Genomic DNA, 23168 nt, shown 5'->3' on the forward strand with positions numbered 1-23168 from the left:
CGCATGCTGATCCGCATCGAGCATTCCACGTCCTACGAGTACACGGAGCCGCTCCTGGCGACGACGCAGTACTTGCGCATGACCCCGCTTTCCGGCCGCACCCAGGCGGTGGAGAATTGGGCCCTGATTTGTCCGGGCGCCACGACGACGCCCTGGCATGACCAATACGGCAACGCATGCCATACGCTCACGGTGACGAAGCCCGTCGAACGTCTCGATATCCGGGTCAGCGGCCTTGTGCGGACGCGCGATACCAGCGGCGTCGTCGGCGTGGCGTCCCCCGAGCTGCCTGTCATGCTGTATCTTCGCGAGACGCCGGCGACCGTGGCGGTGGAGCCGATCCGCGAACTCGCGATTGCGGCCCAGGGCAAGGACGAGAAGGACCGGATCGAGGTCTTGCACAACATCATGCTGGCCATCGCCAAGGCGGTCGCCTACAAGCCGGGCGAAACCCACGTCCACACGACGGGCGCCGAGGCTATGGAGCAGGGCAGTGGCGTGTGCCAGGATCTCGCGCATATTTTTTGCGCGGCCGCCCGCTCTCTCGACATTCCGGCCCGCTATGTCAGCGGGTATATGACCCAAGGCATAGGCCACGACGCCCACACGGCCAGTCATGCCTGGGCTGAGGCATTCGTTGACTCTCTCGGCTGGGTGGGGTTCGATCCCACCAATCGCGCTTGCCCAGATGAGTCGTATGTCCGGACCGCTATCGGTCTCGATTATTCCGAAGCTGGTCCCATGCGCGGCGTTCGGGCAGGCGGCGGTGACGAAGAAATGAGTGTCCGCGTCAGTTTTCCAAATCAGCAATAAAGCCGGGGACGGTAGGATCAGTGACGTATTGCGTCGGTATTCTGCTTGATGAAGGGGTGGTGCTCGCGTCCGATTCTCGCACCAACGCCGGCATCGATCGCGTTTCGACCTTCCGTAAGATGTTCACCTTCGAACGTCCGGGCGAACGATTTTTCACCCTGCTCACGGCGGGCAATCTGTCGCTCACGCAAGGGGTGATCAGCCTCATCGGAGAGTGGCTGGAGTCCGACGACCCGGAGAAGGATCTCTACGCCGCCACCTCGATGTTCACGGCCGCGCGGATCATCGGCCGGGCCCTGCGCCAGGTCCACAAGGTCGATTCCGGTTATTTGCAGCAGCACGACATCGACTTCTCCGCCTCGTTTGTGCTCGGCGGTCAGGTGCGGGGGGGCAGGCTCCGGCTGTTTCAGATCTACGACGCGGGCAACTTCATCGAGGCCATGGGCGACACGATCTATTTCCAGATCGGTGAGGTCAAATACGGCAAGCCTATCCTCGACCGGGTCCTGCGGCGGGAGACGAGTTTGACGGACGCCGCCAAGTGCGCCTTGATTTCCTTCGATTCGACAATGCGCTCGAACGTTTCGGTGGGACCGCCCATCGACCTGATGATCTACCGGCGCGACACGCTGAGCCGTGCCTTCACCATTCGGCTCGAAGAAGACAACCCGTATCTGCAGGAGCTTCGCGAGGGGTGGGGGACGGCGCTCCTCAATGCCTTCCATAATGTTGGCCACGACCCCGGCTGGGTCCTGTGACCGCGGCGGGCGTACCCCAGACTCTCCTTGGCATCCTGCGCGCCGAGTCCGGTCTCATTGCGGGCATCGTGACCACGGTGCTTTTCTTCACCGTCGGTAAGGGGTGGCTCGGCTACCTGGACAGCCTGCCGTGGCTTGGCCTCATGTTCGTCTGGCTGTTCGGGGTCATGATTTGGTGCGCGTTCGGCGTCGTACGCCATGCGGACGCCCTGGCCGAACTCCTGGGCGAACCTTATGGCACGCTGATCCTGACCCTCTCGGTCATCAGTATCGAAGTCGCGATTCTCGCGACCGTCATGCTGGGCAAGACGCCCAACCCCACGCTGCCCCGCGAAACCATGTTCGCCATTCTCATGATCGTCCTCAACGGGATGGTCGGAACGGTGCTCGCGGTCGGCGGTCTGCGCTACGTGCAACAGCAATACAATCTGCAAGGTGCGCTGGCTTACCTTGCGGTCATCACGCCGCTCGCCTTCCTGGCGCTGGTGATCCCGACTTTCACGGAATCGACGTCGGGGCCGACACTCCAATGGCAGCAAGCGATCGTCATCGGCGCGATGACGGCGCTTCTCTACGCGGCGTTTCTCAGAATCCAAACGACGCGGCATCGGAAATTCTTCGTGCAGCCGAAACTCACCGGCGCGGGCAAGGGGGTAGGGCAGACCCCTGCCGTCACGCCAAGCGGTTCCGACACGGACATGGCCGACTCCGGCCATCACGGCCCGACCTATTCCGGCCCTGTCCACGCGGTGCTGCTGCTCGCCACGCTGCTGCCGGTCGTTCTGCTGTCGAAGCCCCTGGCAGCGCTTCTTGACCATGGCATCGCACAGATCGGCTTGCCCAACGCCTTGGGCGGCGTGGTGATCGCCATGCTGATCCTGTCGCCCGAATGGACGGCCGCGCTTCAAGCGGCCATGCGTGATCAGTTGCAGCGCGCCGTCAATCTCAGTCTCGGCAGCGCGCTCTCGACCATCGGACTGACCGTGCCTGTCATGCTGGCGATCAGTTTGTTCACCGGAACCCCTCTCAAGCTTGGCCTCAGCTCGGTCGACATCGTTCTGCTCTCGGTGACGCTCTTCGTGTGCCACATCACCTTTTCGGGCGCGCCCACCAACATTCTGCTGGGCTTCGTGCATCTGGTGTTGTTCGGCACCTATGTGCTCCTGATCTTCAAGCCCTAGCGCTCGCGTCGCGGCCCCGCGGCCAGGAGCATTTTCTGCCAACTTGTGGGGAACAAAGCACGCATTTGACTACCAATGGTTGTGACCTAAGCGCTTCCGCACAACGTGGTTGCCGGGGTTTTTGCAACGCGCCGTCTACGATGGCTGATCGACAACCACAGGTGGAGCAGGCGCGTGACGGCGGACCGGCTAGGCGACACGGCGGGTGAGGCTACCCGCCGCGCCCGGGCCATCGGGTTGTGTGTCCTGCTCGCTGCCGCCGCGGGCGCCCTGTTCTCAGCAGGTGTCGCCAAGGCCGATGAGGCAGCGCCACGGCGCGAAGTCTTCGGCGGCGTCGAGACCGCCAACAACTACACGAGCATCTATGTCGGCGGCGGCTATGCCTTTGGCGAGGGGTTCGACGCGCCGGGCTGGCGGCTTCGGGCCGTGGGGGCCTGGGGCCCCTACGACTATGAAGGTACGCTGTTCGACGGTGCCGCCTATCGCCGGACCATGTTTGACGGTGAGGTCGCGTTTCTCTCCGTGCAGGCCGGGTATGAGTTCCATCGAGGCCGCACGATTGTGCGCACCTACGCGGGCATCGAAGCCGTCGACCAGGCCATCACCCCGTTCGATCCGAACAACTCGGTTCAAGGGACGGAACTCGGTCTCAGGCTCACGCTCGAGACCTGGACGGACATCTCCGATCGCTGGTTCCTCTCCGCGGACGGCGCCTATGGCTCGGCCTTCCAAGAGTACTGGCAGCTCACCCGCATCGGATGCCGCGTGGGACCGATCTTCGCGGTCGGACTTGAAGGCGGCGTGCTCGGCAATCAGGAATACGACGCGGGACGCGGCGGCGCTTTCGTGCGCGGTAAGTTCGAGACTTTCGAAGCAACTGTGTCGGGCGGTTTTACGGGTGACTATCTCCTAAGCGACCCGAGTGGTTATCTCGCGGTTGGCCTCTATCGCAAGTTCTAGAGAGATCATTGCGCGCGGCCGAAACGCCGCTGAAAAAGGGAGACGGGAGACCGCCATTGAAGGCTGTCTTGCGTCGGCTGGCGGTCAAAGTGCACTGCCGGCCCCGCCCCGGCAGTGCTTTGAACGCGGACCGCCCCGGCGAGCGGACCTTCGGATGGTGCGTTCTGTGTAGAGAGTGTCAAGGAAGGGACTCGACTCGAAGATGATTGCGCTTCGAAAACGAAGACCCGAAGACTCGCTCCATCGGAAAGGATGACACGAAGCTCGCAGGCAGCGCAATTGGACGTGGCGCTTATACCCGTACTTTCTTACGTGCTGTGGATGCGCGTGTGCGCTTGATCGCCCGCGTCTCAAGGAGCGCTCGCTGAGGGAGCATTCGCCCCATTGCTCTTGGGTTGCTCGGGGCTTGCCGTCTTCGGCGCGCGCAAGCTCTCAGCCCATGCGGCGAAGCGCTTGTTTAAAGCATCGCCGTTCTCTTCCCACCAGAGCTCATCGAACCGAAGTGCTTTCCGGGAGTTGTCCGGAGCCGTGGGGAGAAATCGCTGCATATCCACGCCGATGGCCGGATGCTTCCCAACTTGCGCGAGGGCCGACGTCCGCATGGGACCGTAGGACGTGAGCCTAGCTTGGGCGGCCAGTTGGGCGGGCTCGGTTGCGAAACGGATGAAGCGCATGGCCTCGTCCTTGTTCGGCGCGCTCTTTGGAATGGCCCAGGCGTCAAGGTCGTAGATCTGTCCGTCCCAAAGGATCTCGAGATTGCGGTCGACGACCGCGGCGCGGAAGATCCGGCCGCTATAGCCGGCAGCCATTGCGGCCCGGCCCGTTACGACCCACGCCATCGCTTCCTCGGGCTTACTCCACAGAAGGACGTTGCCTTTGATCCTATCGAGAGCGGCAAAGGCCCTGTCCGCGCCTTCGGGCGTTGCAAGCTCCTGGTAGACGCTGCCTGGCGCGACGCCGTCCGCCAGCAGGACCAGCTCGAGAGTGCGCTGCGCGTTGTTCGGGAGCGCGCGTTTGCCGGGGAACCGGCCCGTATCGAGCAGCGCGCCGATCGTTGCCGGCGGGCCGCCCTGGAACGCCTTCCGGTTGGCGACGATCGCCATGGCCCAGGCGACGGAGGCGACGCCGCATTTCGATATGGCCCCCGGCAGGAAATCGTCCGCCGCATCGCCGTCGGTCTTCAGCGACTCCGGATCGAGAGGCTCCAGGAGACCTTCGTTGCAGAGGGTCTTGAGGGCGCCGGCCGAGACATCCACGACGTCCACCGGTGTCTTGCCGTCCTTAATCAGTGATCTGACGTTTTCAACGTCGCCGCCATAGATCTCCGTGGCGATGGCTGTGCCGGTCTTCCTCGCATACGGTTCCAAGAGCGCGATCTGCTGGGCGCGGCCATACGCGCCGCCCCAGGTCGCGATGTTCAAGGTTTGTTGCGACCATGCCGCCGACGGAATGCTCCATGCCAAGACGAATGCGAGCGCCGCGGCAACGCGGCCGCGGGGCATGCCGTTGGAAATGCGGTGGTTGGTGGAGTGGTGCAACACAAGCAATGACCGTCGGTTGTCGTCGTCTTCGTTATAGTCAGCCGTTCAAGGCGTGCGCTACTGCTTCTCCGTGTCCTGTTCCGGTACGGCGACCTCTGGAGCCGCCGCCGCGCGCGCGCGCCATCTCCGGAGCCGTGAGCGAACCGTTGATCGTGATGCCTGGTTGGGTCCCCGAAACGGGTTCGTCGGCATCAGGAGAAACCTCAGAATCCGCCATTCGCAGGTCCCAATCAAGGGTTTGACGCGCGATGTCCAGGCCTCCCGCGCCCGAGACGGGCTTGCCGCCGGTGATCATGTGAAAGCTCTGGCACCACAGATGCCCGGCCGAAAGGCTGCAGTCCGCTTTGAGCTCTGAAAACGGGGTGGCCGCGCCCTCGCTCCATCCCGTGGCCTCGGCGTCCGGCTTGGATAGAAGCGTCGTCAGATCGATCGGCAGCGTTCCGTCTTTGGCCGTCACCAAAACGGTGCCTGCAAGGCCGCGAATGAGTTCCTCGTGCGTGGTGCCCCCAGTCGACACATCGGTGTTCACCGTGCCCGAGCCCGTGATCGGCACGCTCAGTCCGAGTGATTGCCGGCATGAATCGATCGCGACGTCAGCAAGGCTGCCCGCCAACGCCGCTTCCACGCGAGGCGAGGAGAGATCGAGATCGACCCGCCCCTCGGCCTGGCCGCCGCAAATCTCCAATGAGCCGATCTCGCTGGAGATGACGCCGTTCTTGGCGTTGATCGTAAGGCCGCCGCCGCCGAGCCGCAGAGCGCCGGCCGATAGACGGCCTGTCGACACGCGCAGATCTGCATCGAGATGCTTCAGCAGCACCCAGTCGAACAGCGGGGCGTCCGCCTGTGAAGCCGAGGCGCCGGTAAGGTACGGGTCGAGCGACAGGCTTTCGAAGTCGAGCGTGCCGTCGATGCGCGGGCGCGCCCCAGCAGTAAGCGCCAACAAGCCCACGGCCTCGTTCCCATCGAAATCAAAGGTGCCGTCGTCGAATGTCAGCGTCGGTCCGAGCCAATGCACGCGCCCGGTGGCGCTCGCATCCTTCAGGCTCTCGCCCTCAGGTAACACAACCCCGACCCAAGCCAGGAAACGGCGGATGTCGGGCAACGTCGCCTCCAGACGGCCTTCGCCGCCGAGTTCGTCGCCCAGCTGCATCGTCCCCGCGAAGCGGGCCGTCAGAGGGGCGGAGGTGACTTTCAGTTTGAGTGGCGAGCTTTGTCCGTCTTCGGTTTCCCTCGTCCTGCCCCGGTCCATCGAGAAGGTGACTTGCTCGCCGTTGAAGACGAACGAGCCCACGGCTTCCAACGCGCCGGATTGACCGCGCGTGTTCAGCCGGAGATCGAGCTTGCGAAGGAGCGGCTGGCCGGTCGCCGGTTCGACCACGCCTCGATGGATGCGCACGCTTTCCAGGGGCGCGCCCGCCAGAAAGGCCGTGAGCTTCCCGAGCACCGCTTTCGCAGTCCGCGCGTCCTCTCCGGGTTTGAGCGTGAGTGTCGGCCCGTCCAGCCGCAGCGCACTGAACGAGACACTGCCCAGGAGCAGATCGGGCAGTGACAAGGTGAGCCGGAATTTGGGAGCGGTCACGGCTTGGACGCTCGGTAGCTTTGCGGCGCCCGACAATGAGAAGGTACCCTCGATCGAGGGCGGCAGATAGCGCACACGCAGTGGCTCTGGGAGCCTCACCGTTCCGCCGGTCCAGTCTGAAAAGGATGCTTCAACCCGGTCCCGGAGGTCTGCCGGGGGCCCGGCAGGCCGCAGGAGCAGAACTACAACGCCGACGGCGATGATCGCGAGAAGTACGGCAAGAAGCCATTTCCAAATAGATTGGCGCGGCCTCATCCCGACCCTTCCACATACCCGGCTGCATGGGCTCGGCCCGCGCGGATCGGCTGTCCGTGAACGAGCGGCGGACAGTGCACCCCGACAGGTGCCGACAACCCAAACCAGGCGAACCCAAGGGGTTCATTCTCTTGGTTTATCAGGAAATTGGCAACGCCAATTCCTCCTTCGTGCCGGTAGTGTGGACGCGCGAGGCCGAAGTGCCGGGGCGGCTCCTGGCAATGATTCCGTGGAGAAACAGTACCGGCACCAGGCTGACTAGGACGATGGTCAAAGCTGACAGACCGGCTTCCTCGTAGCGATAGAGCGAGGCCAGGGTGAAGACCTGGGTCGCCAGCGTATCGAAGTTGAAGGGACGCAGCAGCAACGTGGCCGGGAGCTCCTTCATGGAGTCCACGAATACGAGCAGCGCAGCCGCGCCGAGCGTGGGGCGAAGAAGGGGAAGATGGACGCGCCAGAGCATCTGGGTCACCGACGCACCCAAGGTCCGGCCGGCTGCATCGATGTTGCGCGTGATCTTGCTGAGCCCCGCCTCCACGGAGCCGAGCGAGGCGGCCAGGAAGCGGATGGTGTAGGCGACGACAATGGCAAAGGCAGAACCCGAGAGGATCAGCCCCGTGGACACGCCGAACAGAGAGCGGGCCGCGTCGTCGATCGTGTTGTCGAGACCGGCGAGCGGGATCAGTATGCCGATGGCAAGAACGGTACCCGGCACCGCATAGCTGACGGCGGGCACGAAGCTCGCGATGTGCACAAGCTTCGACTGGGTCTGACGCCGCCCATAGGCGAGGACCACGGCGAAGATCACGCCGAGCACGGCTGCCGCAAGCGAAAGCGTGAGACTGTGCATGGCCGCGCGCCAAAAGTCCTCGGTCAGGCCGGACGCAAGATGCACGATGGCGTCGCCCGCCAGTACGTAGGTGGGCAGAACGAAACCGATCAGGATGGGCAGGGCGCAGGCCAGCGTCGCGAAGCCCGCCTTCCATCCTGTTAGCCGCGACTCAGGCAGATCCCGGTACTTACCGGTCGTATGATGAAACCGCTTGCCGGACCGCAGCCCGCGCTCAAGTCCCAGAACCGCCAGCACGAAGAGCAGCATCACGCAGGAAATCTGGGCGGCGCCCGCGAGGCTGCCGCGATCGAGCCACGTGTCGTAGACGGTCACGGTGAGCGTCCGCACCCCGAAGAACTCGACGGCACCGATATCGTTCAGCGTTTCCATGAGCGCCAGCGCCGTTCCAGCGGCAAGGGCAGGGCGGGCGAGTGGCAAGGCTATTTGCCAGAAGGTTTCGGCGGCACTGCGGCCCAGCGTGCGGCTCGCCTCGATCACGCAGATCGACTGGGCGACGAAGCTGGCGCGCGCGGTGATGTAGACATAAGGGTAGAGGACCGCACCCATGACGAAGATCGCGCCTGTCAGCGTTCGAATGTCCGGGAACCAGTAGTCCCGCGCGCTTTGCCAGCCGAACAGGTTCCGCAGCGCCGTCTGCACCTCTCCGGAGTAGTCGAAGAGTTCGATGTAGCAAAAGGCAATGATGTAGGTGGGCATCGCCAGGGGCAGCAACAGCAGCCACTGGAACAGCCCCCGGCCCGGAAAGCGGTACATCGTGACGAGCCACGCGGTCCCTGTCCCCGTGACAAGTGCGATGGCCGCGACCCCCGCCATGAGGATCAGCGTGCGCCGCACGGCGCCCGGCAGGACGTTCTCGATGAGATGGGGCCAGGTGTCGCCGCTCGACTGCAGCGCCATGACGGCGATCGCGAACAACGGCGCCGCCGCGAGCAAAGATAGGATCAGGGCGCCTGCGGACCAGGAAAAGTTGCCCTTCTCAAACAGCCTTGCGAACCGGCGCCTCAAGGACGCCGGCCGAGCCTGCGCGACCTGCCCAGACGGCAGATCAGCGCGGGACAGAGAGCGAGCCTCCATGCGCACGGGCCTCGGAGGCGACCAGCGCGGCCACGATCTCCTGGTTGAGGCGGTAATCGGCTTCGTCGAGCGCGTCGGCGAAGGCGTTGGCGGCATCGATGACCGGGTCGACCGTGTCCGATCCCGTCAGGGCGAGTGCGCAGGCCTGCATGGCCGGGCAGCGATGATGCTGCGAGGCGGCGATCAGGGACATGGCCATGCACTCGTCGGCGCAGAAGCGCCGGCTGTCGAGCGCGTTGTACTCGATCGGGCGGGAGGCCGCAGCCCGCGTGGCGCGCACCCAACAGGCAAGTTCGGTGACGGCGCGTTTCGCGCGTGCCGGACCGAGAACCCGATTGAAGGTGTTCCAGCCGTTCTCCCAGCAGGTGATGTCGCCTGTGTCATACCCTGCGAGCCAGCAGCGGAAGCCGACGCCTACGAGCCATTCGGGCCCGGAGAAGGCGTGGACTTCGCCACGGGTTTCGTGATGGTTGGTGAATCGTGGTTGAAAGCTCATTACCGCCCCCTTATGAGCTCGGCCCGTCGTCGAAGCCGACTTTATCGATCATCTCACTTGCCGCCTTACGCAGTGCGGCGATCTCGTTCAGCGATACTGCATCCGCCTTGAATGTTCCCCAGGACTGGACAAGGTCCGACCACGGAACACCGTCCTTGGTCGGGTATTCGTGGTTCACTTCCGCGTACATGTTCTGACCCGTGTCCGAGGCCAGAAATTCGATGAGCTTGAGCGCGTTGTCCTTGTTCGGCGCGTTCTTCGCCAAGACGACGCCGGAGACCGTGACGTGCGTGCCGCGGCCGTCCGTGTTCGGGAACAGCATCTTCACGGACTCGGCCCACTCCTTCTGCTCGGGATGGTCCTCGTCGGTCAGCATCTTGCCCATGTAGTAGGTGTTGCCGATCGCCAGATCGCATTCGCCTGCGTAGACGCCCTTCACCTGAAGACGGTCGTTGCCGGCGGGCTTGCGGGCGAGGTTGGTTTTGACGCCGCGCAGCCAAGTCTCGGTCTCGTCGGGGCCCAGATGAGCGATCATCGAAGCGACGAGCGCGACGTTGTAGGGATGCTGCCCGGAGCGGATGCAGATCCTGCCGCGCCATTTCGGGTCGGCGAGTTCTTCGTAGGTGATGCTGTCCTGCTCGACCCGGTCCTTGGAGGCGTAAACCACTCGGGCGCGCCGCGTCAGTCCGATCCATTCGTCGTCGGTGCCGCGGTAGGACGCAGGGATCGACTCATCGATCGCCGCCGACGTTACGGGTTGCGAAATGCCCGATGTGACGGCTTGGCTGAGATTGCCGATATCGGTCGTCAGCAAAAGGTCGGCCGGGCTGTTGCGCCCCTCGGCCTGGATGCGTTCGATCAGGCCCTTGGACGCGAAGATGACGTTGGTCTTGATACCGGTCTCGGCGCTGAACTCTTCGAGCAGCGGTTCGATCAGATAGGGTTGCCGGTAAGAATAGATATTCACTTCGCCGGGCGCTTCGGCGCGAGCCGGGATGTGTGAAACGGAAGTAGCGAGAAGTGCCGCAGCCGTGGCCGCGCACGCAAATGTCCAGCGCATTCAATCCTCCAATGGCCAGGGTTCAAGGCCCTGGTATCGGACAGTGGTACCTCTCCCCGGAACACGCCGGGGACACATATATTCGCTTAAAGCTGCCGGACTGGCGGGTGTCAATAAGATTATGTAAATGAAACGGAACTTAGAAGCCTTCTAAACCAAAGATTGGATTTAGAAGAATTCAAAGAAATAAGTATTCGCAAGAAGAGACCTCCATACTTAACAGTCTGTTCTTGCAACGTGAACGCGTCTTCTCAGCGCTGGAGAGCAAATTTGCCGTCTGGCCGTGGTTCTGGAAGCGGGGCCGCGTCGCTTCGCCGCTAGCGTCGGAACAGGCGTTCCTTCGGGAAAATCACATCGGCGGAGGTGCCGACGCCGGGTTCGCTCGTAAGTTCGAGCCGGGCGCGAATCGCATCGGTCAACGCCTTGGTCAGCGGAAGACCGAGCCCCGTTCCGGACTGGTGCCGGGGCGAGGTGTCGAGTTGGTGGAAGGGCTGCATGGCATAAGCGATGTCGTTCTCGCTCATGCCGACGCCGCTGTCGCGAACACGCAAGCGCAGTTCGTTGCCGACCATCGTGCCGGAGACGATGACCTGCCCCCCCTCGCGTGTGAACTTGATGGCGTTGGTGAGGAGGTTCAGGAGGACCTGCCGCAAGCGCCTTGGGTCGGCCAGCACCAGAGGCAGGTCGTCGGCGAAGGATGTGCGCAGCACGATCCGGGTCCGCTTGGCGAGCGGCTGCAGGCTTGCGACGCACGCTTCCACGACCTCGGCGACGTCGACGGAGGTGAAGTCGAGTTCGAACTTTCCGGCTTCGATCTTGGAAATGTCGAGCAGGTCGTCAGTAGGCTGAGCGCATAGAGCCCGCTCTGATGAATGTCTTCCGCATAGCCTTTGTAGCGGGTGTTGCCGATCGGGCCGAAGCGCTCATGCAGCATCAGTTCCGCGAAGCCGATGATTGAGTTGAGCGGGGTCCGCACCTCGTGGCTGACCTTGGCGAGGAAATCGAGCTGCCGTGCCGCGACTTCCCGGGTCCGTTCGCGCAACGCGGCGGCCACCGCGGCGGCTGTGTCCGCCTCGTCGGTCCGGTCCTTCGTACGGCCGGGCTTGGCGCCGGCTGCGCTACCTCTGGCGCGCTCTCGGCAGGCGCGGGCTCGGCAACTGCGGGCGCCACAGCCACGGCAAGCGGCTCGGCCTGTGCCTCTTGCTCGGCCTGTGCCTCTGGCTCGGACGCTGACTGGTGGGAATTGCGACCGCGGCGGCTGTTGCCTCTGCCTCGGGTGCGGGCGGTTCCAGCTCGAGATCCGAAGGGTCGACCAGACGCAGGAGCTGCACCTGCCCGCCCTGGTCGAGCGGGCTCAGCAAAAAGGTCACGCTCAGGCGCCGCCGCGACCGGGAGACGGCCGCGATGCCGCCGATCGGCTCGCGCGGCGGATGTCCGCGCAACTCGGCCAGGCCGCCGGGCAGGACCGCGTCCAGGCCGCCCGCTTCGATCAGCTCGGCCGGTGAGCGATAGCCGAACGCATAGGCGAAGGCGCTGTTGACGGTGTTGAGGGCATCGCCCTTGAGAATGCCGATCGCAGCCGGCATCGCCTCGATCAGCGCTTCGACGCCCGCGGGGTCGAGTTGAGGCGTGCTCAGCTGCTCGTCCGCGTCGCCGTCTGTCGCTGCGGGCGCGGCAAGACTGCCATTGGCCGGCTCGCCGTTGACGTTCGCGGGCTCACCGACCGAGGCGGGGCCGGACAACACACGGCCCTCAAGCGCGCGCGCGATATGCTCAAGCGCTTCCCGGTCGTCCTGTCCTATCCGATTTTGCAGCCTGAGGTCGGTCATGATCCGCCCCGGTGAGACCCTTCCTGAGCACGTCTTACGCACATTTGATGTGCATCTCTGCCCAGTCAAATGGTGCCTGTCTAGCGGCGTCAGATCGACTCGACCACTAAACTTAGGGCAATTGGATTCGATCCATAGGCCGAAAGCAAGAAATTCGTCCAGCACCGATAAATAGAGCCTTTTTGACAGCTCTGTCACTTGAATCGGCGCGGCCCAGAAAATATAGTGCAGTGCAACAAAAGCGGCGGCTGAGAGTTGAATCCGCGTTCATTCCCTTCACAGGCGAATTGAGGAACACAACGGAGAGGTGCCCCGATGACAGAGACTTCAGAAATGCCCCAGACGCCCATGGAAACCATGGAGAAGATGACGGAGTCGTTCGAGACTGCCGCCAAGGAATTCGACGCCCTGAAATTCGATGCTGAAGTGCCCGAGAGCGTGCGCTCGATGGCGGAGAACACCGTCAATCAGACCCGCGAGCCTACGAGCGTGGCAAGGAAGCGCTGGACGAATCGATCGACGCGCTGGAGCGCTCCTTCGATGCGGCAGGACAGGGCGCCACGGCTTTCAATCGTAAGCTGATCGAAATCGCGCAGCGCAATTTGAACTCGGGTTTTGACTACGCCAAGAGCCTGGCTGGCGCCAAGACCCTTGCCGAGTTCGTGGAGCTGCAGTCGTCCTACATCCGCAACCAGTTCGAGGTGTTCGCGGGCCAGGCGACGGAGATCCAGGAGCTGACGAAGAAGATTGCGACCGACACGTCCGGTCCGCTCAAGGATCAGATGACCAAGTCTTTCGAGACGGTGCGCAAGGCCTCTTAAGCCAGGCGCCGCCGCCTCGCGTGGCCAAGTATGTGTAGCGTAGCCGAGTATCGCGTCGTGTAACCGAGTTAATGCGTAACGAAGGTGCAAAAAGTCGCCTGTAACAGCGTTTGTCAGTCGCGTATTGCGTTATCACTTTTGAGGCTCGGGTCTTATCCCGGGCCTTTTATTTTCAGTTTGTTTTCTGCGGCTCTTGATTTTCCACGCCCGTCGTGAAATCTGCGCCTCCGGCGTGTTGCGGGGGCGATCGGACGGCTTGCTTGCAAGCTCAAAGGGCTGCCCTTAGGGTCCGGTCGAGGTGCCCGCCCGGCAGCCGGTCCGAGGCGCTTTTTCGAAGACGTTCCCGGATGCACGGACGGCCGGCTCTCGAATGCCTCGGGCAAGGACAGGAGCCGTCAGGCAGATGTGCCGCTGTAGCTCAGTTGGTTAGAGCGCTTGATTGTGGATCAAGAGGTCACTGGTTCGAATCCAGTCAGCGGTACCATTTTTCCAATACGACCTGAGCCTCCCTATTCGACTGCGCGCAGACCATCGCCGTTTCCGCGAAGGTTGATCCCACGTTCGCCGAAGACAAACAAAGCATTGGCGGCAAGTGCGGTTCATGCGTTGCCTGGCAGACTCCTTTTGCCCACCACATGGTTCCCATTAACAGTTGCAAATGCGTGTAGTATGCGCACTCTACTAATTTTGCGTGTGCAATCGCCAGTGCAGATTGGGAGGCATGAGTTATGCCGCAGAGAAGGCCGCTACTTGGAGTGCTCGTCCTCATCGCGTCAGTTTCGGCTGCAAATCTAACAGCGCGTGCCGCACAGCTTTGTGTCGGGGCGTTTGGTAGCCAGAAAGCCGGATACTGCAAGCTGCAGTATGAGGCGTACGTCACGACGGGTACATGTCGAGGACGTGATGGCGAGTGGGATCCTCGTTACACCATCACCCTGAATATCAATCGGCCTACGAGGGAAGCGATTCAAGCCCGCCGGTATGTCAACAGGAATCATACCGAGGGCCCCTGGTGTGTGTCGACAGTGTGTGCAAGTGCGAGCGCGACTGCACCAGGTGTAGATGCTAGTGGGAACCCGATGCCATCGTTTCGGGTTGGGTCGCGATGCAACAAGCGATCTTATGACTAAGAGCGTTGAGCGTTTGGGTTGTTGACGGCCTCAGCCACGTGACGGCGCACCAGACTGCTCAACTACTAGCCGTTTGCGGAGGGGAGACGCATGGCGCTCAAACTGTCATCGAAAACTAACAGCCAGTTGCTCGCGCTCATCGCAGACTGCCAAAACGAACTGCGCAGCCGAGACGTGATCCAGTCCGCCAATATCGTGGGCGATCTCGCAGAGACGTACGTCTGCTCCGCTCTTGGTCTAAAGCGTCAGGGCAAGTCGGCCAAGGGAGTTGATGCTGTAGGTCCTGATGGCACCCGGTATGAGATTAAAGGACGCCGGCTTACGCCTTGGAACAAGTCTCGCCAGCTGAGCGCGCTTCGCGGCCTCGACCAAAAGCCCTTCGATGTTTTGGCTGGCGTCCTATTCGACGAACGTTTCCAGGTTCAGCGCGCGGCGCTAATCCCATATCAAGTAGTTCGGAAAAGAGCAGGACCGATGCCCAGGGTAAATGCACATCGCTTCCTTCTGAAGGACATCGTGTGGGACATGCCTGGTGTCATTGACATAACTGACAACGTACGAAAGGCAGAGCAAGCGCTATGAGCAGCGGCATCCTGTTCGTTCTTGGTCTCTTATTCGTGTTTGGTTCCGACAGAATTGTTGGGCCATTCACAAGATGGGTTCGTGAGCAGAGCCAAGTCTCGTCGGAAAAGCTGTACCCTCATGTTCCCTCGGGGCTACTTGGTACCTTCGAGAGGGCTCTTGCGTTCGTGCTTGTCGCCTTCGCGGTTCCGCAGACCGGTACAATTCTCATTGCATGGCTTGCAGCGAAGTTGGCTGCTAACTGGCAGCGCCGTGAGGGTTCTGGAAACGACAAAGAGGACGCAATTGTACGGGCCAACACCTTCATTGCGCTAATGGGAGGTGTGCTCTCGCTGGGCCTTGGGGCGCTCGGCGGTCTAATAGCCGGCTATGGGCTCGGCAACTATGGCAGCGTCGAGTAGGACGCGAACTTTCGGTCTTGTCAGCTAGCGGAGTTACAGAGATGTCTGCCAAGATGGTCGCCTGGGGTTCCACCACCACTACAAACTGACTTCCTGCGGAACCAGACCAAGTCCTCAAACGCCCACACCTTCGTGAGACGCGAAACGACCAGCCCGTTGCGCAGTCATTGCCCCTAGCGCCCGGGCGTGGCTTTGCGTTGCTGGCAATTCAGCCTTTGGATCGTGTCTCGAGATAGATTTCGAGGTTGTAGTGCCCGAACACGTAACTGGCTTCGCGAGCCAATTCGGCGGCGATATCCTCCGGGTCGCTGCCCCCATCGATGTACCGCTTGATGAGCGCGTTGAGCTCCCTTGCGAACCCCTTTGAGTCTGCCATCCGACGATCCTCCTATTCGATTGGCCTTCAAGGATGTTCTTGTGCTGAGATCCACGCAAGCCTCAAGGTGGACTGCTCAGGGCCCCGGAGCGTTGGCGTTGGTTCTGGCGATTGTTCACCAGGGCCCCTGGCCGCGCCTTCGGGAGCGACGAAAAAACCAGCCGGGTGCGCGGATTGCGCCCTTGACAGGGGCACCGCTGCTCGCCAAGTCATCCTGGTACGTCAAATATGAGACGCCTGAGTGCGCGCGTTTTTTCCGCAGTGCCCGCGTCGGTAGGAAAACCCCGGATTTCCGGGCAAAAACCGGACAATTTTCCGGGCTTGAGGGTTTTCGGGCGAAAATCGCCGCCCGCATGAGGTGCATGCTTAATTGACGATTAAGGATGCGCCCGTTAATCGCTTCTGGTCCGTCTGGAGGGTTGGGCGGAACCAGAGACAACCGAAGAGGCTTTAGCCCTAGACAGGCCTGACCACAGGCACAGCTAGAGCCGCCGATCGGCGAGGCGCCTTTGAGCGCTTCCCGCCACGATACTGGCGCCGTTTTCGCCCGCGCGCCCCGGAGTGACATGCATGGCCACCAAGACCGCCCAAGCCGAAGATCAAGAGACCGAGACTCAGTCCCAGGACGGACCTGTTCTCGACATGTCCGACGCCGCCGTCAAGAAGCTTATCAAGACGGCCAAGCAGCGCGGCTTCGTCACCTATGACGAGCTCAACGAGGTGCTTCCGTCCGAGGAAGTCTCGTCCGAGCAAATCGAGGACACGATGTCCATGCTCTCGGATATGGGCATCAATGTGATCGATAGCGAAGAGGCGGAAGAAGGCGAGAACACGGACGGCGAGGGCGGCAAGGCCGTCGTCGCGCAGTCCGCCGTGGCCAAGCCCGAGACCACCGCGCGCGAGCCGGCCGAGCGCACCGACGATCCGGTGCGCATGTATCTGCGCGAGATGGGCTCCGTGGAGCTTCTGTCCCGCGAGGGCGAGATCGCCATCGCCAAACGCATCGAGGCCGGCCGCGAAGCCATGATCGCCGGGCTGTGCGAAAGCCCGCTCACCTTCCAGGCCATCATCATCTGGCGCGACGAGCTGAACGAAGGCAAGATTCTGCTCCGCGACATCATCGATCTCGAAGCCACCTATCAGGCCCTGACGCCAAGCAGGTGCCCTCGCAGCCGCTGCCGGGCGAGGAGCCCGAGGAGGGCGAGGACAAGGCCAATGGCGCCGCTAAGGCCGAAGGCAAGGACGACGAGGAATCCGAGGAAGAGGGCGCCGAGGCGAGTCCGAGGAGACGACGACGACGACATGGAGAACTCGCTTTCGCTCGCCGCCATGGAGGCCGAGCTGAAGCCGCAGGTTCTCGAGACCTTCGATCTCGTCGCCAGCAACTACAAGAAGCTCCGTAAGCTGCAGGATCAGCAGGTCGAGAAGGCGCTGAAGAACGAGGACCTCTCCACCAGCCAGCATCGCCGCTATAAGCAGCTCAAGGACGAGATCGTCACCGAGGTCAAATCCCTCCAGCTCAATGCGAACCGCATCGAGACGCTGGTCGAGACCCTCTACCTCATCAACAAGAAGCTGATGGGCTACGAGGGCCGGCTGCTCCGTCTTGCCGAAGGCTATGGCGTGAAGCGCGAGGACTTCATCGGCGAATACCAGGGCAACGAGCTCGACCCCAACTGGCTGCGTCGCGTCGGCCGCCTGAAGAAGAAGGGCTGGGCCGACTTCATCCACGACGAGCGCGGGCTCGTGAAGGAGTTGCGCGGCGAGATCCATCAGCTGGCCACCGAGACCGGCCTGCAGATCGCCGAGTTTCGCCGCATCGTCTCCATCGTGCAGAAGGGCGAGCGGGAAGCGCGCCAGGCCAAGAAGGAGATGGTCGAGGCGAACCTGCGTCTCGTGATTTCCATCGCCAAGAAATACACGAACCGCGGCCTGCAGTTCCTGGACCTGATCCAGGAAGGCAATATCGGCCTGATGAAGGCCGTCGATAAGTTCGAATACCGCCGCGGCTACAAGTTCTCGACCTATGCCACGTGGTGGATCCGTCAGGCGATCACCCGCTCGATCGCGGACCAGGCCCGCACCATCCGCATCCCCGTGCACATGATCGAGACCATCAACAAGATCGTGCGCACCTCGCGCCAGATGCTCCACGAGATCGGCCGCGAGCCGACGCCCGAGGAGCTGGCCGAGAAGCTCGCCATGCCGCTCGAGAAGGTCCGCAAGGTCCTGAAGATCGCCAAGGAGCCCATCAGCCTCGAGACGCCCATCGGCGACGAGGAAGACAGCTATCTCGGCGACTTCATCGAGGACAAGAACGCCGTGCTCCCGATCGACGCGGCCATCCAGTCGAACCTGCGCGAGACGACCACGCGCGTGCTGGCCTCGCTCACGCCGCGCGAAGAGCGCGTGCTGCGCATGCGCTTCGGCATCGGCATGAACACGGATCACACGCTCGAAGAGGTAGGCCAGCAGTTCTCGGTCACCCGCGAACGCATCCGCCAGATCGAGGCCAAGGCCCTGCGCAAGCTGAAGCACCCGAGCCGCTCGCGGAAGCTCCGCAGCTTCCTGGACAATTAGGCACTTCGTGCCTTTTATGGATTGCAGTAATGCCCGGCCTCGCGCCGGGCATTTTGTTTGGGGCTGGCACGATGTCCGAGGCTGTCATGCCCGCGAAGGCGGGCATCCAGTAGACTCCGCCCGTCGTGATCCGGCACGGCGGTGGTTACTGGATTGCCCGGTCGAGCCGGGCAATGACGAAGGGGGCGAACGCCGTGCTTTTGTTGCGCGAAGCGCGGTAGCGCAAGGAAAAGAATTTTGACCGGTCTGGAGATCATCAACGCGATGCCGGTCTGGCTGCTCGCGAGCCTCGTCATCGGCGCGAGCGTTGCCTTCAGCGTGGGGCTGCAGCTCGCGGTCCGCTGGACGTTCGGCGTCAAGGTCATCGCCACCAACCACGAGGTCGCCGGCTTCAAATATGCCGTGGTCGGCGTCGCCTATTCGGTGCTGCTGGCCTTCGTCGTGGTCGGCGTGTGGCAGGAGTTCGAGGACACCAAGCACGCCGTCGATGCGGAGGCCGAGCGCTTCTACAATCTCTACCGCAACAGCTACAACTATCCGGAAGCGGACGGCGCGAAGATCCGCAGTGCGCTGATGACCTATGCGGTCGCCGTGCGCGACGACGACTGGCCGCAGATGGAGCTCGGCCGCCACGGCAGCGACGAGGCGTCCGAGGCCTATGCGAAGCTGAGCTACACGCTGGGGCAGATCCAGTCGAACGATCTCGCCCTGATGCCGACCATCCTGCACGGCATCGATCTGTTGCAGCAGACGGCGGATTTGCGGCTGGAGCGGCTCTCGGACGTGGGCGGCCACATGACCCCGGTCATCTGGGGCGTGCTCGTTCTCGGCGGGCTCATCACGCTCGCCTATCCCGCCTTCTTCGCCACGCAGAAAGTAGGCCCGCAAGTGCTGATGACGGCGGGCCTCGCCATGATCGTCGGCGCGACCTTCTTCCTCGCCATCCACCTGAACTTCCCGTTCTCAGGCCCGGTCCACATCACCCCGGACCCGATCGACGCGGTCATCCAGCGCATGAAGACAGAGGGGCCGGTGGGCGGGGAGTAGGGGGCGGTGAGGTGACCCTTCGGATGCGTCACATCTCTTGTCGTCGGAGCGGCTGGCTTGTCTAAGTTGTACTATCGGTATCCGCTACGCTTATACTTTTTCGAGGGCAGCTTCTCATCTCTCTCGGGGGTCTTTCTGGAGTCGGTATCCAGTTCCAACGCGCGCAACGCGAGCAAAACTGCCCGGGGCGGTCCCGCCGGATGTCGTTTCCAGTTGAAGATAGTGGCCCTGCTAACCTCTAACTCGGTGGCCAGCCTTTCAATGCTATAGCCATTCCGTACACAGAAATCTTCGATGGTCATACCAGTGGGGCCACTTATTGGACCAGGAGACGATGCAGCCATTGCTTCAATGCCTTCAAAGGCGTTTCCATTCTGAAACTGAAACGAGCGTTCATCCCGAAATCGCCCGAGACGTACGTCTTAGCTAGTTCGTCTTGGGTTGGCCCAGTATCAGTCAGATCCACGTCCTGAAGTGTCGAATATTTAGACTCTAAATTTTTGACCCTTTGCATTTCTCGTTGTCCTTCGGCCTAGAATGAGCAGATCTTGGGGGTGTCTGCGCACAATAACGAGGCAAGGTTGAAAAATACTAAACCCCTGCCGCCAATATTGGGGGTCATACCAGACTGGCGCCGAGTTCTATCTACGTGAGAATTGCAAGAGTCAGTCGATGTCGGATTGATTGGCGTCAGCCTTTATACGGGTCTCCAAGGCGACCTGAGTTTCTTTGAAGTTCTGTTCGGCCAATTCTCCCAAGACCATGGTTCCAAAGAGGCCCATGTTGTGGTCGTTTCGCCTGAACAACGAAGCAAAGAGCTTTGCTCGTCGGTGATGCCAGTTGATCGTAATATCTCTCATCTCCGCGTCCGTAGGCGTGAGGTGCTCGGTGTCCCATTCAATTGCCGACATGAATGGCCGATCCCCGGATTTGAATCGGTTTATTGAGCCAAGCATGCTGCTGTCTCGGGTCCCTGTCGCTATTTCAAAGATTAATGCTGCGACAGCTGAGAAAGGTGAGTTCGGAGTTGTCACAAATCTTGGGCCACCGAACCTTTTGGATAGGTAGTAGGCCTTGTCAACTGCGCTGAGTTTTGGCTTAGCCGCTGCTTTATGGATCTCCACATATCGGCCGTCATCTCCATCGTCGAACGCATGATCCTTCTGCGCGACATACAGCGCTAGCTTGAGCGCTTCTAGATGCATGATCTTGTCGATCTCACTGTGCTTGAAGTTTGCCCCGCTTACGCTATCGATATCGTGGAGTATCTCGGTCAAAGAGTACCAGAGCTCTGGATTGGAGCGCAGAAACGCATAAGTCTCATCGATTTTCTGCTCTGCTTCGCGAAGCGCAGACGCCAACTGCTCGGGCTTGGTGGAGATTCTCCGAGCACGAGAGATCTCTGCCGTAAGTGCAGCAGAGACGACAATCGTGTTTACCGCCCGCAAGACGTCGAAAGGCGTCTCAATAACCAGTTCCTCCAGGATGGCTGGGAGCAGTGACACGGATCGTTGACGAAACTCGTCACTAATGAGTTCATTGATGGGTGTGTCATTTGTCGTGAGCGTCAGCGCAATGCTGAGCGACAAGTCGTCGAAGTAGACTCTGCCGCGTCCGAACCCTTGAAACCGGTTTGTGAAGTACTGAAGGATGCTATCGAGTCGCTTCGGGGTTAGCTCCTCGCAGAACTGCCTGACGCGACTCTGGCGAAATTCCTGCCACATTCCGAACCAACGTTAAGTAGTGAAGTTGAATTAGAATACACGCTGAAGCGTCTATATTGCGAGCGCCTTCTATGTTGACCGCACTGCTCGACACTTCCGCCCGATTCTTATCCTCCCCCTCCAAAACCTGCCGTACACTGTGTGTATCCCTCGTTCGTGAGGACGCGAGCTGCAGACCGTCTGCTCTCGGGGCGGGGGATGCAGCGCCCGAGGTGGCGCGGAACGGAAGGGTGTTGATGTCTCCGTGGAGGCCTGCCCCGGACACCCGCGCCGCGGCTAACGGACCAGCCTCGGGGGTCCCCGCTCCGACCGCCTGCGCTGTAACGCGTGGGCCATCGGGTGAGGCGCATGCGGTTCGCGTGCGCCTGTGCCACCGGCGGTAAGCAGAGCGGATGGGGGCTCTAAAACATCGCTGCGGCGTCGAGGCGAGCTTCGCGCAGGTTTGGTAGCGTGTGCGAAGCACTGTCCGAACGCCATGCGGGGCCAATTCTTCGCGCTACCGCGCATACGCGCTACTTGAGCGCAGTAAGGCTGCCCAACAAAAACAATCGGACGGCGGCCGACCAGCGCCCCGCACGTCCCTTCGGGACTCCTCACTGCGTGAGGGCAGTTGTTTTGAGACGTAGGGGGATTTTGGCGAACCCGGTGCCGGACGGCAGCGGGAATTTTGGCGTGCGCGTTTTTCCTCTGACTCGTCATGCTCGGGCTTGTCCCGAGCATCCACGAATGTGAGGGGCGGCATGAAAGACGTGGATTGCCGGAACAAGTCCGGCAATGACGAAGGAGGGAAGGCAGGGTTTGAAAGCGACCCTCGCGCTCAAGTAGCCGCTAGGCGATAGAGCATATCGCGCTCAAGTAGCGCGAAGCGCGGTAGCGCAAACAGAAACGTCCTCAAGTAGCGCGCTAGCGCGGTAGGGCAAATCTATTGAATGTCGGCTTGGGCGATGCGGTTGGTGACGGGATCCAGTTCCATCAGGGCATCGATGCGGCGGCGTTCCTTTTGGAAGGCGGCCAGGTTGCGACCATCAAGCTCGAGGCCGCGGGGCACGGCGATCGTCATCGGGTTGACGAACTTGTTGTTGACCAGGACTTCGTAGTGAAGGTGGGGGCCGGTGGAGCGGCCGGTCGTGCCGACATAGCCGATGATCTGGCCTTGCTTGCGCGGGCGCCAGGCTTGGAGCCGGTGGCAAAGCGGGTCATGTGCCCGTAAGCGGTGGCGAAGCCGTTGGCATGGCGGATGCGGATGTAGTTGCCGTAGCCGCCATGGCGCTCGGCCATCTCGATCGTGCCATCGCCGCCGGCCAGGATCGGGGTGCCTGCCGGTGCGGCCCAGTCGACGCCCGTGTGCATGCGGATGCGGCGGAGCAGCGGATGGCGGCGATTACCGAAACCCGACGATAGACGGCCGCCCTTCACGGGATTGCGCATCAAGAATTTCTTCGCGCTGGACCCGTTCTCGTCATAGAAGTCGATCGTGTTGTCAGGGGTGCGGAAGCGATAGAATTTGCGGGTCTCGCCGGCCACCGTCATGGACGTGTAAAGCAGCTCGCCGGCTTTCTCGCTGGTGCCGTCGCCTTCGAAGAAGACTTCGAACGTGTCCCCAGGGCGAACCTTCTGCTTGAAGTCCACATCGTAGGAGTGGACCCGCAGCAGCTTCATGATGACGTCGCCCGGAAGCTTCTGCTTGAGCGCGGATTCGTAAAAGCTCTCATACAGCGAAGCACGGTTGGAGGCGGTGACCACGACTTCGTCAAGGGGAACCACGGTCGAGGCCAGATAGTCGCCGTCGCGGTTGCGCGACGTGGTGACGATGTGGTCGCCCGAGCTAGCGAAAATGCTGATGCGAACCGGTTCTTTGACCTCCGAATCGGCCTCGGATTCGATGAGGCGGAAGTCGATCTTCTGTCCGGCCTTCAGATCTTCGGGGCCGAACACGGCATCGAGGCTGTCCACCAGCTCGTTTGCCAGCTCCTTGCTGGTGCCGACACTGAGGAGCACGCCCATTAGCGTGTCGTTCTTGCTGACCGTGACGAGCTTCGTCTGGGCATTCGCCACTTGCGTCTCGCGGAAGGCTTCGTCTTCGTCGGTCAGCTTATGGATGACGGTGG

At 61.8% G+C, this 23168-nt stretch carries 21 protein-coding genes, 1 tRNA gene and 1 pseudogene (1 of these 23 running past the window's edge); 11 read left to right on the forward strand and 12 right to left on the reverse strand.

Annotated features, from left to right (window positions below):
• Positions 1–3 precede the first annotated feature (3 nt).
• From AUC70_RS08805 to bcsS, 4 genes are all read left to right on the forward strand, one after another.
• Positions 4–813 carry a transglutaminase family protein gene (locus AUC70_RS08805; RefSeq protein ID WP_069444473.1) on the forward strand — a complete coding sequence of 270 codons (810 nt, stop codon included), beginning with the start codon at positions 4–6 and terminating at the stop codon, positions 811–813.
• Positions 814–833: 20 nt separating this feature from the next.
• Positions 834–1571 carry a proteasome-type protease gene (locus AUC70_RS08810; RefSeq protein WP_069444474.1) on the forward strand — a complete coding sequence of 246 codons (738 nt, stop codon included), beginning with the start codon at positions 834–836 and terminating at the stop codon, positions 1569–1571.
• Positions 1568–2752: a calcium:cation antiporter gene (locus AUC70_RS08815; RefSeq protein ID WP_244505553.1), complete on the forward strand. Its 1185-nt coding sequence runs from the start codon at positions 1568–1570 to the stop codon at positions 2750–2752. Before AUC70_RS08810 ends, AUC70_RS08815 begins: the two co-directional genes overlap by 4 nt.
• A gap of 174 nt (positions 2753–2926) precedes the next feature.
• Positions 2927–3712 carry a cellulose biosynthesis protein BcsS gene (bcsS, locus tag AUC70_RS08820; RefSeq protein WP_069444475.1) on the forward strand — a complete coding sequence of 262 codons (786 nt, stop codon included), beginning with the start codon at positions 2927–2929 and terminating at the stop codon, positions 3710–3712.
• 350 nt (positions 3713–4062) lie between these two features.
• Here bcsS and AUC70_RS08825 read toward each other — a convergent pair whose 3' ends face one another.
• From AUC70_RS08825 to AUC70_RS17150, 8 genes and pseudogenes are all read right to left on the reverse strand, one after another.
• The gene (locus AUC70_RS08825) at positions 4063–5253 is read right to left on the reverse strand and encodes an extracellular solute-binding protein (protein WP_141702040.1); all 1191 of its coding nucleotides are present in this window, start codon (positions 5251–5253) and stop codon (positions 4063–4065) included.
• 37 nt (positions 5254–5290) lie between these two features.
• Entirely contained in the window at positions 5291–7087 is a 1797-nt protein-coding gene (locus tag AUC70_RS08830; RefSeq protein WP_069444477.1) for an AsmA family protein, read from the reverse strand.
• A 139-nt stretch (positions 7088–7226) separates the two neighbouring features.
• Entirely contained in the window at positions 7227–9014 is a 1788-nt protein-coding gene (locus AUC70_RS08835) for an ABC transporter permease (protein ID WP_083241424.1), read from the reverse strand.
• Positions 8986–9510, reverse strand: a complete 525-nt coding sequence (locus AUC70_RS17140) for a hypothetical protein (RefSeq protein ID WP_069444478.1) — start codon at positions 9508–9510, stop codon at positions 8986–8988. Before AUC70_RS17140 ends, AUC70_RS08835 begins: the two co-directional genes overlap by 29 nt.
• Before the next feature lie 10 nt (positions 9511–9520).
• Complete coding sequence (locus tag AUC70_RS08845) at positions 9521–10570, reverse strand: Fe(3+) ABC transporter substrate-binding protein (RefSeq protein ID WP_069444479.1); 1050 nt, start codon at positions 10568–10570, stop codon at positions 9521–9523.
• Positions 10571–10887: 317 nt separating this feature from the next.
• Positions 10888–11331, reverse strand: coding sequence for a sensor histidine kinase (locus AUC70_RS08850; RefSeq protein WP_069444480.1), 444 nt, complete (start codon positions 11329–11331; stop codon positions 10888–10890).
• Between the two features lie 137 nt (positions 11332–11468).
• A pseudogene (locus tag AUC70_RS18840) lies at positions 11469–11624 on the reverse strand (histidine kinase dimerization/phospho-acceptor domain-containing protein); the annotation flags it as partial.
• Positions 11625–11688: 64 nt separating this feature from the next.
• Positions 11689–12399 (reverse strand): hypothetical protein, encoded by a 711-nt coding sequence (locus AUC70_RS17150; protein ID WP_069444481.1) that lies wholly within the window; start codon positions 12397–12399, stop codon positions 11689–11691.
• Positions 12400–12714: 315 nt separating this feature from the next.
• Between AUC70_RS17150 and AUC70_RS16275 the strand changes: the two genes are divergently transcribed.
• From AUC70_RS16275 to AUC70_RS08875, 5 genes are all read left to right on the forward strand, one after another.
• Complete coding sequence (locus AUC70_RS16275; protein WP_141702042.1) at positions 12715–12981, forward strand: hypothetical protein; 267 nt, start codon at positions 12715–12717, stop codon at positions 12979–12981.
• Positions 12924–13220 carry a phasin family protein gene (locus AUC70_RS08860; protein ID WP_244505574.1) on the forward strand — a complete coding sequence of 99 codons (297 nt, stop codon included), beginning with the start codon at positions 12924–12926 and terminating at the stop codon, positions 13218–13220. Before AUC70_RS16275 ends, AUC70_RS08860 begins: the two co-directional genes overlap by 58 nt.
• 407 nt (positions 13221–13627) lie before the next feature.
• Positions 13628–13704: transfer RNA gene (locus AUC70_RS08865), tRNA-His, on the forward strand.
• Between the two features lie 736 nt (positions 13705–14440).
• Positions 14441–14932: a DUF6998 domain-containing protein gene (locus AUC70_RS08870; protein WP_069444482.1), complete on the forward strand. Its 492-nt coding sequence runs from the start codon at positions 14441–14443 to the stop codon at positions 14930–14932.
• Positions 14929–15333 (forward strand): hypothetical protein, encoded by a 405-nt coding sequence (locus tag AUC70_RS08875; protein ID WP_069444483.1) that lies wholly within the window; start codon positions 14929–14931, stop codon positions 15331–15333. Before AUC70_RS08870 ends, AUC70_RS08875 begins: the two co-directional genes overlap by 4 nt.
• Before the next feature lie 208 nt (positions 15334–15541).
• On the opposite strand, the gene AUC70_RS17155 is transcribed toward AUC70_RS08875, so the two are convergent.
• On the reverse strand, positions 15542–15709 hold the full coding sequence (locus AUC70_RS17155; RefSeq protein ID WP_158007414.1) for a hypothetical protein: 168 nt from the start codon (positions 15707–15709) through the stop codon (positions 15542–15544).
• Between the two features lie 570 nt (positions 15710–16279).
• Here AUC70_RS17155 and rpoD point away from each other — a divergent pair.
• Both rpoD and AUC70_RS08885 read left to right on the forward strand, forming a co-directional pair.
• Positions 16280–18289 (forward strand): RNA polymerase sigma factor RpoD, encoded by a 2010-nt coding sequence (rpoD, locus tag AUC70_RS08880; protein ID WP_206599340.1) that lies wholly within the window; start codon positions 16280–16282, stop codon positions 18287–18289.
• 237 nt (positions 18290–18526) lie between these two features.
• Positions 18527–19336, forward strand: coding sequence for a bestrophin-like domain (locus AUC70_RS08885; RefSeq protein ID WP_069444484.1), 810 nt, complete (start codon positions 18527–18529; stop codon positions 19334–19336).
• A 665-nt stretch (positions 19337–20001) separates the two neighbouring features.
• On the opposite strand, the gene AUC70_RS08895 is transcribed toward AUC70_RS08885, so the two are convergent.
• The 3 genes from AUC70_RS08895 to AUC70_RS08900 all read right to left on the reverse strand — a co-directional run.
• The gene (locus AUC70_RS08895; protein WP_069444486.1) at positions 20002–21060 is read right to left on the reverse strand and encodes a hypothetical protein; all 1059 of its coding nucleotides are present in this window, start codon (positions 21058–21060) and stop codon (positions 20002–20004) included.
• A 922-nt stretch (positions 21061–21982) separates the two neighbouring features.
• The gene (locus tag AUC70_RS18845) at positions 21983–22207 is read right to left on the reverse strand and encodes a M23 family metallopeptidase (protein WP_083241454.1); all 225 of its coding nucleotides are present in this window, start codon (positions 22205–22207) and stop codon (positions 21983–21985) included.
• Positions 22117–23168, reverse strand: partial view of a M23 family metallopeptidase gene (locus AUC70_RS08900; RefSeq protein ID WP_141702043.1) — the 3' portion only. It continues 832 nt past the right edge of the window; 1052 of the gene's 1884 nt are visible here — the last part of the coding sequence; its start codon lies beyond the right edge, outside the window — the gene reads right to left on this strand; the stop codon is at positions 22117–22119. Before AUC70_RS08900 ends, AUC70_RS18845 begins: the two co-directional genes overlap by 91 nt.

Origin of the sequence: Methyloceanibacter stevinii (assembly GCF_001723355.1) — a bacterium.
Taxonomy (GTDB): Bacteria; Pseudomonadota; Alphaproteobacteria; order Rhizobiales; family Methyloligellaceae; genus Methyloceanibacter; species Methyloceanibacter stevinii.

Coding starts and splice junctions, on each gene's coding strand:
- AUC70_RS08805 (WP_069444473.1), top strand. CDS start 4: ATGCTGATCCGCATCGAGCATTCCACGTCCTACGAGTACACGGAGCCG.
- AUC70_RS08830 (WP_069444477.1), bottom strand. CDS start 7,087: ATGAGGCCGCGCCAATCTATTTGGAAATGGCTTCTTGCCGTACTTCTC.
- AUC70_RS08835 (WP_083241424.1), bottom strand. CDS start 9,014: ATGGAGGCTCGCTCTCTGTCCCGCGCTGATCTGCCGTCTGGGCAGGTC.
- AUC70_RS17140 (WP_069444478.1), bottom strand. CDS start 9,510: ATGAGCTTTCAACCACGATTCACCAACCATCACGAAACCCGTGGCGAA.
- AUC70_RS08845 (WP_069444479.1), bottom strand. CDS start 10,570: ATGCGCTGGACATTTGCGTGCGCGGCCACGGCTGCGGCACTTCTCGCT.
- AUC70_RS17150 (WP_069444481.1), bottom strand. CDS start 12,399: ATGACCGACCTCAGGCTGCAAAATCGGATAGGACAGGACGACCGGGAA.
- AUC70_RS16275 (WP_141702042.1), top strand. CDS start 12,715: ATGACAGAGACTTCAGAAATGCCCCAGACGCCCATGGAAACCATGGAG.
- AUC70_RS08870 (WP_069444482.1), top strand. CDS start 14,441: ATGGCGCTCAAACTGTCATCGAAAACTAACAGCCAGTTGCTCGCGCTC.
- AUC70_RS08875 (WP_069444483.1), top strand. CDS start 14,929: ATGAGCAGCGGCATCCTGTTCGTTCTTGGTCTCTTATTCGTGTTTGGT.
- AUC70_RS17155 (WP_158007414.1), bottom strand. CDS start 15,709: ATGGCAGACTCAAAGGGGTTCGCAAGGGAGCTCAACGCGCTCATCAAG.
- rpoD (WP_206599340.1), top strand. CDS start 16,280: ATGGCCACCAAGACCGCCCAAGCCGAAGATCAAGAGACCGAGACTCAG.
- AUC70_RS08895 (WP_069444486.1), bottom strand. CDS start 21,060: ATGTGGCAGGAATTTCGCCAGAGTCGCGTCAGGCAGTTCTGCGAGGAG.